General features: G+C 62.2%; 11 protein-coding genes. 7 read left to right on the plus strand and 4 right to left on the minus strand.

Annotated features, from left to right (window positions below; all coding sequences use genetic code 11):
- Positions 1 to 115: 115 nt before the first annotated feature.
- From exeF to exeC, 4 genes are read right to left on the minus strand one after another with little or no spacing between them, the layout of a single operon-like run.
- Positions 116 to 1,336: a GspF family T2SS innner membrane protein variant ExeF gene (gene exeF / locus PG881_RS04365; protein WP_010635230.1), complete on the minus strand. Its 1,221-nt coding sequence runs from the start codon at positions 1,334 to 1,336 to the stop codon at positions 116 to 118.
- A 1-nt stretch (position 1,337) separates the two neighbouring features.
- Complete coding sequence (gene exeE / locus PG881_RS04370; RefSeq protein WP_016349336.1) at positions 1,338 to 2,843, minus strand: GspE family T2SS ATPase variant ExeE; 1,506 nt, start codon at positions 2,841 to 2,843, stop codon at positions 1,338 to 1,340.
- A complete protein-coding gene (exeD, locus tag PG881_RS04375) occupies positions 2,843 to 4,879 on the minus strand; it encodes a GspD family T2SS secretin variant ExeD (RefSeq protein ID WP_227290201.1) in 2,037 nt (678 codons plus the stop codon). Before exeD ends, exeE begins: the two co-directional genes overlap by 1 nt.
- A 21-nt stretch (positions 4,880 to 4,900) precedes the next feature.
- Positions 4,901 to 5,749, minus strand: coding sequence for a GspC family type II secretion system variant ExeC (exeC, locus tag PG881_RS04380; protein WP_272481873.1), 849 nt, complete (start codon positions 5,747 to 5,749; stop codon positions 4,901 to 4,903).
- A 214-nt stretch (positions 5,750 to 5,963) separates the two neighbouring features.
- Between exeC and hslR the strand changes: the two genes are divergently transcribed.
- The 7 genes from hslR to PG881_RS04415 all read left to right on the plus strand — a co-directional run bounded on the left by hslR (position 5,964) and on the right by PG881_RS04415 (position 12,887).
- Positions 5,964 to 6,362, plus strand: coding sequence for a ribosome-associated heat shock protein Hsp15 (gene hslR / locus PG881_RS04385; RefSeq protein ID WP_206819274.1), 399 nt, complete (start codon positions 5,964 to 5,966; stop codon positions 6,360 to 6,362).
- Positions 6,363 to 6,470: 108 nt separating this feature from the next.
- Positions 6,471 to 7,355, plus strand: a complete 885-nt coding sequence (gene hslO, locus PG881_RS04390) for an Hsp33 family molecular chaperone HslO (protein ID WP_024943636.1) — start codon at positions 6,471 to 6,473, stop codon at positions 7,353 to 7,355.
- Between the two features lie 149 nt (positions 7,356 to 7,504).
- A complete protein-coding gene (gene pckA, locus PG881_RS04395; protein ID WP_011704536.1) occupies positions 7,505 to 9,130 on the plus strand; it encodes a phosphoenolpyruvate carboxykinase (ATP) in 1,626 nt (541 codons plus the stop codon).
- 175 nt (positions 9,131 to 9,305) lie between these two features.
- Positions 9,306 to 9,971, plus strand: a complete 666-nt coding sequence (locus tag PG881_RS04400) for a GntR family transcriptional regulator (RefSeq protein ID WP_011704535.1) — start codon at positions 9,306 to 9,308, stop codon at positions 9,969 to 9,971.
- Between the two features lie 33 nt (positions 9,972 to 10,004).
- Positions 10,005 to 11,807, plus strand: coding sequence for an aminopeptidase P family protein (locus PG881_RS04405; RefSeq protein WP_270798128.1), 1,803 nt, complete (start codon positions 10,005 to 10,007; stop codon positions 11,805 to 11,807).
- A gap of 112 nt (positions 11,808 to 11,919) precedes the next feature.
- Positions 11,920 to 12,315 carry a nitrous oxide-stimulated promoter family protein gene (locus tag PG881_RS04410; RefSeq protein ID WP_244089522.1) on the plus strand — a complete coding sequence of 132 codons (396 nt, stop codon included), beginning with the start codon at positions 11,920 to 11,922 and terminating at the stop codon, positions 12,313 to 12,315.
- A 119-nt stretch (positions 12,316 to 12,434) separates the two neighbouring features.
- Positions 12,435 to 12,887: a GNAT family N-acetyltransferase gene (locus PG881_RS04415; RefSeq protein ID WP_039215349.1), complete on the plus strand. Its 453-nt coding sequence runs from the start codon at positions 12,435 to 12,437 to the stop codon at positions 12,885 to 12,887.
- Positions 12,888 to 13,004 lie beyond the last annotated feature (117 nt).

Raw genomic sequence — 13,004 nt, forward strand, 5'->3', positions numbered from 1 at the left:
ACTTACTCCCTCACGAAATGAGATGGCATGAACCATCAACGATTAACTGTTAAACCACGATCGCTCGATTGGACTGGCAGGCTCGAATAGCGAAGCGTATTCGAACATCCGAACCTTACATATTCACCATATTGTTGAGCTCGAGGATCGGCTGCAGGATCGACATCACGATAAACAGCACCACCCCGGCCATGGAGACCACCAGCATGGGTTCGAACACCCCGAGGGCGATGTTCACCTGGGTTTCAAACTCCCGATCCTGGTTGTCCGCCGCCCGCTCCAGCATGTTGTCGAGCTCGCCGCTCTGCTCGCCGGAGGCGATCATGTGCAGCATCATGGGCGGAAAAATTTTGGTTTCATCCAGCGACTTGCGCAGGCTGGTCCCCTCCCGCACCCGCTCGGTGGCCTCACCGATGCGCATGCGGGCAAAGTCGTTGGAGAGCACTTCGCCGGAGATCTTCATCCCCTCCAGCAGCGGCACGGCGCTGGCGTTGAGGATGCTCAGGGTACGGGCGAAGCGGGCGGTGTTGAGACCGCGGCTGACCCGGCCGATCACCGGCAGGCGCAGGATCAGCTGGTGCCAGTGACGGCGACGCTTGTCGTCAGTCAGCCACCAGCGCCAGACAAAACCACCCACCAGCAGCAGCAACAGGAACCAAAGGCCGTAGTGCTGCATCAGCTCGCTGGTACCGATGAGGAAGCGGGTAGTGGCCGGCAGTTGCTGACCCATGTGTTCAAACTGGGCCACCACCTTGGGCACCACGGCGGTGAGCAGGATGGAGATGACGCCGATGGCGACGCAGGTCAATACGATGGGGTAGATCATCGCCTGCAGCAGCTTGGTGCGCATGTGCTGGCGCTGCTCGGTGTAGTCGGCGAGGCGGTTGAGCACCTTCTCCAGGTGACCGGACTTCTCGCCGGCCGCCACCATGGAGCGGAACAGCTGATCGAACACATGGGGGAAGGCCGCCAGCGAATCGGCCAGCGAATAGCCCTCCACCACCTTGCTGCGCACCGTGGCCACCATGCTGCGCAGGTGGGCCTTCTCGCACTGCTCGGCGACGGCCTTGAGCGCCTCTTCGATGGTGAGACCGGCCCCCACCAGGGTAGCCAGCTGGCGGGTGATCATCGCCAGCTCGGCGGTGCTGGCACCACGGCGGAACAACACGAAGCGGTTCGCCTCGCGCTTGGCCTTCTCGGTGGTCTCGTTCACCTCGAGCGGGGTCAGCCCCTGCTCGCGCAACAGCTGGCGTACCTGGCGGGCGGAATCCCCCTCCAGCACGCCACTCTTGTTGCGTCCCTTGCCGTCGAGGGCCTTGTATTCGAATGCAGCCATCTCAGTCTTCCCGGGTCACGCGCAGCACCTCTTCGAGGCTGGTCTGCCCCTTGAGTACCTTGTCGATGCCGTCGCGGCGGATACTGGGGGTGTGACCCCGGATCAGCCGCTCGATGGCCAGCTCGCCGCTGGCGCTGTGGATCGCCTCGCGTACCGCTTCGTCGATCACCACCAGCTCGTGGATGCCGGTTCGGCCGCGATAGCCGGTGTGGTTGCACTGCTCGCAGCCCACTGGCCGCCACACCTGCTGATCCGGCGCCAGCTCGATGCCCATGGCAATGCGCTCCTGCTCGGTGATGGGGCGCGGCGCGCGGCAATCGGGGCAGAGGGTGCGCACCAGCCGTTGGGCCAGCACCGCCAGCAGTGAGGAGGAGAGCAGGAAGGGTTCGATGCCCATGTCCCGCATCCGGGTGATGGCACCGATGGCGGTGTTGGTGTGCAGGGTCGACATCACCAGGTGACCGGTCAGCGACGCCTGCACCGCGATCTGGGCAGTTTCGAGGTCACGGATTTCCCCTACCATCACCACGTCCGGATCCTGGCGCAGAATGGCGCGCAGGCCGCGGGCGAAGGTCATGTCCACCTTGCTGTTGACCTGGGTCTGGCCAACCCCTTCGAGGTCATATTCGATAGGATCTTCCACCGTGAGAATGTTGCGATCCCGCGAGTTGATCTCGGAGAGCGCCGCATACAGGGTGGTGGACTTGCCCGAACCGGTCGGGCCCGTCACCAGAATGATGCCGTGAGGCTTACGAATGAGCTCGCTGATGATGTTGCGGTTGGCCAGCGTCATGCCGAGCTGCTTGAGCTCGAGCCGCACGTTGTTCTTGTCGAGCAGACGCAGTACCACCCGCTCGCCGTAGCTGGACGGCATGGTGGAAACCCGCACGTCCACCGCCCGGCCGCCGATGCGCAGTGAGATGCGGCCATCCTGCGGCACCCGCTTCTCGGCGATGTCCATCCGCGACATGACCTTGATGCGCGACACCAGCAAGGAGGCGAGCTTGCGATGGGGACGCAGGATCTCCCGCAGCACCCCATCGATACGGAAGCGGATCACTAGGGCCCGCTCGAAGGTCTCGATGTGGATGTCGGACGCTTCTTCTTTTATCGCCTCGCTCAACATGGCGTTGATGAGGCGGATGATGGGGGCGTCGTCGTCGGCGTCCAGCAGGTCTTCACTCTGGGGCAGCTCTTCGGCCAGCGCGAAGAAGTCCATCTCGTTGCCGAGATCCTCCATCAGCTGGCGCGCCTCGGAGGAGTCACGCTGGTAGTGGGCCATCAGCAGCTCTTCGAAGGCCTCGCCGTCCATCTGCTCCACCGTGAAGGCGCAGCCCGCCACCCGCCGCACTTCCAGCAGGGTTTGCGGCGTCACGCCCTGGCGGCAGAGCAGCACCGGGGCCCCCTGCCGCTCGGTCAGGATCACCCCGAAGTTGCGGGCGAAGGCAAACGGCAGCTCGGGCAGGGCTGCCGGCATGTCGACGCCATCCAGCTGGTATGCCGCCATTACTTGTTACCCACGAATGGCTGCACCGATTCGATCGTCGCCTGCTGGTGCTGCTTCATCTGTTCAATCTGCTTTTGTGCCTCGGGCGATGTTGCCACACCCTGGCTGTACTCGGGCAGCACCTGGCGCTTGGGCGAGGTGAGGTAGCCCTCCTGTGCCGCCGCTTCCACCTGTTCGTTCCGGAACTCGGTGTACTTGTTGCTGGAAACACCTGTGTAAATGTTGGCATCCCGCAAAATGGTGGGCCGGATAAAGACCATCAGATTGCGCTTGGAGGTGCTGTTATTGGTCGAACGGAACAAATAGCCCAGCACCGGGATATCGCCGAGCAGCGGCACCTTGGAGACGGTTTCGCTGGTCTTCTCGTCCATCAAGCCGCCCAGTACCACGGTCTCGCCGCTCTTCACCAGCACCGCATTCTTGATGGTGCGGGTATCGAAGGTCGGGCCAAGTGTTGCAGTTCCCTCGGCTGGTTTGTTCGCTACGCTGGAGACCTCCTGCTCGATGTTGAGCAGTACGGAATCCCCCTCGTTGATCTGCGGCGTCACCACCAGCTTGGTACCCACCGTCTTGCGTTCGATGGTGTTGAACACCTGATCGCTGGTGGTGGAGCTCTGGGAGCCGCTCTGCACCGGCACTTCCTGGCCGACGTTGAAGGAGGCTTCCTTGTTGTCCATAGTGACGATACTCGGGGTGGAGAGAATATCGCTCTTGGAGTTGGTCGACAGAGCCGTCACCAGCGCGGCCCAGTTGCCGTGATAGAAACCGGCCGCCATACCGTTGAACTCTTTGGCCAGCGAGGCCAGGCCTGTGGTGGTCCCGTTATCCTTATAATCCTTGGCCGCGATGGCCACCGAACCAATCGGCAAACCGGTATTGGTGAACTGGGTGCCGCCGCCATTGGTGTTGGCCCACTGCACCCCGAGGTTGAGGCCGTCGCCATCGGCGATCTCGACGATGATCGCCTCCACCAGCACCTGGGCACGACGGATGTCGAGCTTGGCGACCACTTGCTCCAGCTCGGCCATCACGTCCGGCTGGGCGGTGATCACCAGCGCATTGGTGGTCTCGTCGGCGGAGATGGCCAGCTTGCCGCCTCCGATGCTGGCACCGCCACCCCCTGTGGTGGTGGCCGCGCCGCCCTTCTTGTCCGCCTCTATGCTGGAGCTGACGCCCTTGAGCACCTCCACCAGATCCTTGGCCTTGCCGTATTTCAGATAAAAGACCCGGGTGTTGCCCTGGCTCTGCAGGTCACGGTCGAGCTGGTGCACCATTTGGATGATGCGGGCGCGCGCCTTGGGCTCGCCGCTCACCACCACCGAGTTGGTGCGCTCGTCGGCCACCACCTTGGGTGCCAGCAGCAGGGAGGTGTTGCCGCCCTGGTTGTTGCCATCCTTGTTGAGGTTGGTCACCAGCCGCACCATCTCGCCGGCAGAGGCGTACTTGAGCTTGACGATGTCCACTTCCTGGTCGCCCGCCTTGTCGACCCGACGCACCACTTCCACCAGCCGGTTGACCACGGCAGCACGGCCGGTGATCAGCAGCACGTTGGAGGGGTCGTAATGGACCACGTTGCCGCCACCGGCGTTGTCGTTGAGCTGGCGCAGCAGCGGCGCCAGTTCACGTACCGAGACGTTGCGCACCGGCACGACCCGGGTCACCATCTCGTCGCCGCTGCCGGGGTTGCTCTCGTCCACCACCGGGATGGCGGAGGTTTTGGCATCCTTGGAGCGCACCACCTTGAGCACGCCGTTGTCCATCGGGACCACGGCGAAGCCATAGACATCGAGCACGCTCAGGAAGAACTGGTAGTACTGGTCTTCGTTGAGCAGGTCATAGCTGCGGACGTTGATCTTGCCGCGCACCGAAGGCTCGATGATGATGGTCTTGTTCAGGTTCTTGCCGACCGTGTTGATGAACTCTTCGATGTCGGCATTCTTGAAGCTGGCGGAATATTCGGTGGCCCAGGCAGAACCTGCCATCATCAGCGCCGCAGCCACGGTGGCCAGACGCCAGCCCTTCCCTTTATTTATCATTCTTGGTGCTACTCCAAATCATTATTCTGACAAGCCGACATAAACGTCGTAGAGCTGTCCTTGCCGCTCGACGGTGACGGTCATTTCCGTTGCGCCAGCCACCTGCTGCATCGCCTGCATGGCCTGAGCGTTATCCCGCAGATCCAGCCCATTGATGCTGACCGCCATGTCGTTGGCGACCAGCCCCAGTTGATTGAACAGTTCCGGATTGCTGCCCGGATTGAGGCGATAGCCGACCATGCGACCATCGACCCGGACCGGGGAAATATTGAGGTAATCGGTGATCTTGCCGGGGTTGCCCATCAGCTCGTTGCGTACCGAGGAGAGCTTGCCGTCCTGGTTGCCCGGCTTGGGCAGCGGCTTGCCGTACTCCTCCCCGTCCAGCATCAGGGTTTCGTCGCGGCCGTCCCGCTCGATGATGACCCGATCCGGGAACACCTGGCGGATCTTGGCCTGGGTACCATCGATGAGATCACCGATGCCGTAGGAGTTCTGCAGCCCGTTGTGGGCGATGATGGCAATGGACTTGGCGGGATCCGAGCTCGCCAGCACGCCGTTGAGCTGGGCATTGAGCTGGGTCTTGGGAGCATCGGCTGCGACAACATCGGCCGCCTGGGCCTGCTGTTTGGCCTTGCCAAACAGTGCCAGCCGGCTGACGCCGCTCAGGTCGAGCCGGTTTGCACCCTGGCTCTGATTGGCGACCACCGACGGTTGCCAGGACTGGCTGACGGGCCGGCTGCCGAGATCCAGCAGACGCCAGGTGAGACCGGCACACTGGTGGGCCAGCAACAGCAGCAGAAGCCAGAACAGAGGCTGGCTGAATCGGGAGAGTGGCACGGTTTTACAACGGGCCAGAAGGGAGCTCAACAAGTCATCCCTGAACGGTAGCGTCATGTTTATCAATATTTTCTGGCATCCAAATCGGTTGGCTATTGTGTACGGCAATGGACCCAGAGACAACCGACCGGATGGGATGAAGCTGCGAAAATTGACATTCCGTCACACCATCAGCCCCCCTGTTTCTATCCCGGGGCCCGCCTCTGGTATAATCAGGCACCCCTTTCAGCCATTCCGGAGTCGATTCATGCCGAACCCCGCAGAAACCCCAACCCTGGTCCGTCTCGACAAGTGGTTGTGGGCGGCACGTTTTTACAAGACCCGCAGCCTGGCCCGCGACCAGATTGAAGGGGGCAAGGTGCATTACAACGGCCAGCGCAGCAAACCGGGCAAGCATGTCGAGGTCGGCGCTCTCATTCGCTGCTGGCAGGGTCAGGACGAACGGGAAGTGCGGGTGCTCGAGGTGAGCGAGCAGCGCAAATCCGCCCCGCTGGCCCAGCAGCTCTATGAAGAGACCGAGGCCAGCCTGAAAAAGCGGGCCGAAAACAGCGAGGCACGCCGCTTCAACAGCCAGTTTGCGCCAAGCCCCGAGCGTCGCCCCGACAAGCAGGAGCGGCGCCAGCTGATCAAGGTCAAGCAATATTGACCCGCCAAGATGGCCCTTTTATGACGACAGTTGCCGGAATAAGTTCCTAACCAGCTGTTTATTAATGTTTTTATCTATTTACCCCACCGAAGAACCCAGGAATGCATGATGAGTAACCAAGATCTCCTGTATCGCTATCTGTTCGAAGAGTACGAAGTCCGGGGCGAGCTGGTCCAGCTGGACCACACCTACCGCCACGTGGTTGAGGCCCAGAACTACCCGGTACAGGTGCAAAAACTGCTGGGTGAACTGCTGGTCGCCACCAGCCTGCTGACCGCCACCCTCAAGTTCGAAGGCTCCATCACGGTGCAGCTGCAGGGCAACGGCCCGGTACGGCTGGCCGTCATCAACGGCGACAACAACCAGCAGCTGCGTGGCGTGGCCCGCTATGAAGGGGAACTGCCGAGCGACGACAAGCTGCAGAGCCTGATCGGAGAAGGCCAGCTGGTCATCACCATCACCCCGGAGCAGGGTGAACGCTATCAGGGCATCATAGCGCTGGACGCCGACACCCTGGCCGGCTGCCTGGAGCACTACTTCGCCCAGTCCGAACAGCTGGCGACCAAGCTGTGGATCCGCACCGGCTACCACCAGGGTGAGCCGCGCGCCGCCGGCATCCTGCTGCAGGAGCTGCCCGCCCAGAGCGAGGATCACAGCGACGATTTCGAGCACCTGACCCAGCTCACCAGCACCATCAAGGATGAAGAGCTGTTCGGTCTGGAAGCGGAAGAGATCCTCTACCGCCTCTACCACCAGGACAAGGTGCGGGTGTTCGATCCGCAGGCGGTCGAGTTCCGCTGCACCTGCTCCCGCGCCCGTTGCGAAGGGGCTCTGCTGCAGATAGAGAAGGAAGAGGTGATGGAGATGGTGCAGGAGCTCGGCAAGATCGACATGCACTGTGATTATTGCGGCGCCCAGTACCAATTTGATGGGATCGACGTCGAAACCCTGTTCAGCAGGGCTCCCGGTAATGATGCAAACAAGTTACACTAATTGAAGGCGGGCAAAACCCGCCTTTAACTTAAATAACAAAAAAATACCCTATTTTATAAAGTTTGATGGCGATCGCTAAACTCTACCACCTAAGTGATAGGATGAACGCCAGATAGAACCCTACCAACCTCTGAACCCAGGAGAATACAATGACAATCGTGGCAGAACCCACCCTGGCCAAGCAATTAGGACTGGACCAGTACGGTATCAAGAACTCCACTGAAATCCTGCGCAACCCTTCCTACGACCAGCTGTTCGCGGAAGAGACACGTGCCGACCTGGAAGGGTTCGAGCGCGGCGTGGTGACCGAACTGGGCGCCGTCAATGTCAATACCGGCATCTTCACCGGCCGCTCCCCTAAAGATAAATATATCGTCAAAGACGCCACTACCCAGAATACTGTGTGGTGGTCTGACCAGGGTAAAAACGATAACAAAGCCATCAGCCCGGAAGTGTGGTCACATCTGAAATCCCTGGTGACCAAACAGCTCTCCGGCAAGCGCCTGTTCGTGGTCGACGGCTTCTGCGGTGCCAACCCGGACACCCGCCTGGCCGTGCGCATCATCACCGAGGTGGCCTGGCAGGCTCACTTCGTGAAAAACATGTTCATTCGCCCGAGCGATGAAGAGCTGAAAACCTTCAAACCGGACTTCGTGGTGATGAACGGTGCCAAGTGCACCAACCCGAACTGGAAGGAGCAGGGTCTCAACTCCGAGAACTTCGTCGCCTTCAACCTGACCGAGAAGATCCAGCTCATCGGCGGCACCTGGTACGGTGGCGAGATGAAGAAGGGGATGTTCTCCATGATGAACTACTTCCTGCCCCTGCGCGGCATCGCCTCCATGCACTGCTCCGCCAACGTGGGTCAGGACGGTGACGTAGCCATCTTCTTCGGCCTCTCCGGTACCGGCAAGACCACCCTCTCCACCGATCCCAAGCGTCAGCTGATCGGCGATGACGAGCACGGCTGGGACGACGACGGCGTGTTCAACTTCGAAGGGGGCTGCTACGCCAAGACCATCAAGCTCTCCAAGGAAGCCGAGCCGGACATCTACAACGCCATCCGTCGCGATGCGCTGCTGGAGAACGTGACCGTGGCGGCAGATGGCACCATCGACTTCGACGATGGCTCCAAGACCGAGAACACCCGGGTCTCCTACCCCATCTATCACATCGAGAACATCGTCAAGCCGGTCTCCAAGGCGGGTCACGCCAACAAGGTGATCTTCCTGACTGCCGACGCCTTCGGCGTGCTGCCCCCGGTCTCCAAGCTGACCAAAGAGCAGACCAAGTACCACTTCCTGTCTGGCTTCACCGCCAAGCTGGCCGGTACCGAGCGCGGCATCACAGAACCGACCCCGACCTTCTCCTCCTGCTTCGGCGCAGCCTTCCTCTCCCTGCACCCGACCAAGTACGGTCAGGAGCTGGTGAAGCGGATGGAAGCCGCCGGCGCGGAAGCCTACCTGGTCAACACCGGCTGGAACGGCACCGGCAAGCGCATCTCCATCAAGGATACCCGCGCCATCATCGACGCCATCCTGGATGGCTCCATCGAGAAGGCCGAGACCAAGGTGCTGCCGATCTTCAATCTGGAAGTACCGACCGCCCTGCACGACGTGAACCCGGCGATCCTCGACCCGCGCGACACTTACGCCAACAAGGCCGAGTGGGACGCCAAGGCGGTTGACCTGGCAGGACGCTTTATCAAGAACTTCGAGCGCTTCACCGACAATGAAGAGGGCAAGCGTCTGGTAGCGGCAGGTCCGCAGCTGTAACAGCCAGCCCGTTTACTGCCAATCTCATACCGGTCAGCCCAGCTGGCCGGTATTTTTTTGAGCAGAGTGCGGCGTTTGACTCCTGCCAAACCTTGCCTTGTGGGCCCTTGCGCGTTAGATTCAGCCCAACTTTATACAATATACAATTTTGTAACGATTCCCCTGTGACCCGATCATGACCCCACCCTACAAGACCCGTACCCAAATGGTGATGGAAAACCTCCGTGGCCGGATCCTGCGCGGTGAGTTTCCCGCCGGCGCCCCCCTGCGTCAGGACGCCATCGCCAAGGAGCTGGCGGTGAGCCGTATTCCGGTGCGGGAAGCCCTGATGCAGCTGGAAGCGCAGGGGCTGGTGAAGTTCGAGGCACACCGCGGCGCCGTGGTCACCATGCTGGACGCCGCGGCCATCGAGGAGCTCTTTTATTTGCGAGCCCTGCTGGAAGCCGATACCCTGTTCCACGCCGTCGACCTGATGACGGAGGAGACCTTCGCCAGGGCGCAGGCGATCCTCGCCCAGTTCGACCAGGCCCTCGAGTCGGGCACCCAGATCGAACGCTGGGCCGAACTGAACCACAGTTTTCACGCCACCCTCTATCAGGCCGCCGGCCGCCCCCAGGCACTGGAGCTGATCGCCCAGATCAATCTGAGCTGTGACCGCTATGTGCGCTTCGAGCTGCTGTTCGCCAGCGATGGCGTCGACAAGGCAGAGCGCGAGCACGCCCAGCTGCTGGAGCTGTGCCGCGCCCGCCGCAAGCACGAGGCGGTGGTACTGCTCAAGCAACATATCGAGGCGGCCGGCCAGTCCATCAAGCGGATCCTGGACAGCGGCCACAACCACTGAACACTCACATCACAACAATCTGGCATTAACGACATGAATCATTTCGAGATTATTGAAACCCGCGTCGCCCAGGTCAGGGCCGAACTGGCCATGATGGAGCTGGACGCCTTCATCGTCCCCCACGACGACGAGCACCTGGGGGAGTACATTCCCGCCTACGCCGAGCGACTGGACTGGATCACGGGTTTCAACGGCTCCGCCGGCCTCGCCATCATACTGGCGCAGCGGGCGGCCCTGTTCATCGACGGTCGTTACACGGTGCAGGCCCGCATGCAGGCATCGGCCGAGCTCTTCGAGTTTCTCCATCTGGTGGAAGATCCCCATGTGCAGTGGCTGGCGGATCAGCTGCCGTCCGGCTCCCGGGTCGGCTTCGATGCCCGCCTGCACAGCCTGGCCTGGTATCACAATGCCAAGGCGGTGCTGACCGAGCGCGGCATCGAGCTGGTGCGGGTCGAGCAGAACCCCATCGATCTGCACTGGAGCGATCGCCCCGCCCCCACCAAGAACCCGGCCATCCTCTACAGTGAAGCGCTGGCGGGCCAGTCCAGCCAGGCCAAACGCGAGATGCTGGCCAGCGATCTGCGCAAGCGCGCTCTGGATGCGGTGCTGCTGACCCAGGCCGAGCCCATCAACTGGCTGCTCAACCTGCGTGGTCGCGACGTGGATCGGCTGCCGGTGGTGCTGGGCTTTGCGGTACTCTACGCCAACGCCACCATGGATTTCTTCGTCGACACCGACAAGATCGACTGCTTCGCCTTCAGTCAGCACGTGGGGCAGGATGTCTCCGTCTACCCCATCGACAAGCTGGGTGACGTGCTACAGCGCATCGGTGAAGACCAGCAGAAGGTGCTGGCCGATCCCAACACCGCCAACGCCTGGACCCAGCTGGTCATGGAAGAGGCGGGCGCCATCCTGGTGGCCGGTCAGGACCCGACCATGCTGCCCAAGGCGTGCAAGAACGAGGTGGAGCTGGCCGGCATGCGCGCCGCCCATCTGCGCGACGGCGTCGCCGTCACCCGCTTCCTGGCCTGGCTGGATCGGCTGATCGCCAGCGGCGAGTTCGACGGGGTGGATGAAGGGACCCTGGCCGATCAGCTGGAAGCTTTCCGCCGCGAGCAGGAGCACTATGTTGAGCCGAGCTTCGACACCATCTCGGCGCTCGGCCCCAACGCCGCCATGTGCCACTACCGCCATACCAACGGCACTCCGCGCACCTTTGGCCAGGACAGCATCTATCTGGTGGACTCCGGCGCCCAGTATCTGGACGGCACCACCGACATCACCCGCACCATCAAGGTGGGTGAGCTGACCGACGAGCACAAGGCAATGTTCACCCGGGTACTGCAGGGTCACATCGCGCTGGATCAGGCCCGCTTCCCGCGCGGCACCGCCGGCATCCAGCTCGACGTGCTGGCCCGCCAGCCGCTGTGGCAGGCCGGTTACAACTACGACCACGGTACCGGCCACGGTGTCGGCCACTTCCTGAGCGTGCACGAAGGCCCGCAGCGCATCGCCCCCAAGGGCAGCCTGGTGGCCCTGCAGCCGGGCATGGTGCTCTCCAACGAACCTGGCTACTACCGGGAAGATGCCTTCGGCATCCGTTGCGAGAACCTGGTGGTGGTCACCGAGCAGGAGCAGATCGGCGAACTGCCGATGCTGGGCTTCGAGCGGCTGACCTATGTACCGTTCGATACCCGCCTCATCGATCGCAGCCTGTTGAGCCCGGCCGAGTTCCGCTGGATCAACGAGTATCACGCCGAGGTCTACCGCCGCCTGAGCCCGCTGCTGGAAGGCGAGGATCTCGCCTGGCTGGAGCAGGCAACCAGCCTCATCTAAGCGCAGACAACGCTACTTGTCTGATGAAACAGGGCCCACGGGCCCTGTTTTTTTGCCCGCCGGTTTGACCTGTATCAAGACCCCGCCGCCCCAGGTCCGGACAATGCCCTGCATGACGACCCATCACTCCCCCCCCGCGCGCCCGGCCCGTGCCGACAAGGCGCCCGTGCATCCCAGGCTCAAGCGGGAGCAGCAGACGGTCAGCGCCATGATCCGCCTCTACTGCGACCACCATCATCAGGACCCCGCCTGCCGGCACTGCCAGCAGTTGCAGGAGTTCGCCCACCAGCGGCTGCGCCGCTGCCGCTATGGTCACGGCCACAAGCCCACCTGTGCCAACTGCCACATCCACTGCTATGCCCCGGCCATGCGCAAGCAGATCCAGCTGGTGATGAAGTGGAGCGGCCCGCGCATGCTGTGGCATCACCCCTGGCTGGCCCTGCGCCACCTGCTGGACAGCCGCCGCAAGGCCCCCAAACGACCGGGCAGCCGTCCCCTGCCGCCCTGAGCCGGGGCGGCCCTGCCGCTCAGCGCCCCAGACCCGCTTGCATCAGTCCGGCGGGCCCACTACCCTGTGGCTCCTTTTGACTGCCGCCCGGCAGCACGTACGACACCACAGGAGCCCGGATGCACCAGCCCCCCGTTTTGAGAGTGGCGCGCCACACCGACATGCACGCCATCTGGCAGATCGACGTCAATGTATTCGGGGAGGATGTCTATCCCGGCTTCTTCTTCCGCCAGGCCATGGATCTGTGGCCCGAGCTGCTGCTGGTGGCCGAGCTGGATGGCAAGCTGCTGGGCTATGCCCTGGGCGGACTGGGACAGGATCGGTCGCAGGGCTGGCTGCTCTCCTTGGCGGTGCTGCCGGAGGCACGCGGCTTCGGCCTGGCCGAACGCATGATGCTGCAGGTGGAGCAGTCACTGCTGACACTGGGGATCGAGCGGGTCAGGCTGACGGTGGATCCGGCCAATCCGGCCCAGCGCCTCTACTTTCGACTCGGTTATCAACAACTGGCCGAGGAGCGCGACTATTTCGGCCCGGGCGAGGATCGCCTGCTGCTGGAAAAACGGCTCGACTGAGCCGGCAGTGACGGGGTTTGCGGGGCCCGGGCCTTATAATTGGTTACACTTTGCTGGTTTCATGCTCAATCCGGTTGGCGTAGAGTTGAATCACTGACCGAACAAACCAGATTAGAT

This window comes from Aeromonas sp. QDB54 (assembly GCF_027707385.1).
GTDB lineage: Bacteria > Pseudomonadota > Gammaproteobacteria > Enterobacterales > Aeromonadaceae > Aeromonas > Aeromonas hydrophila.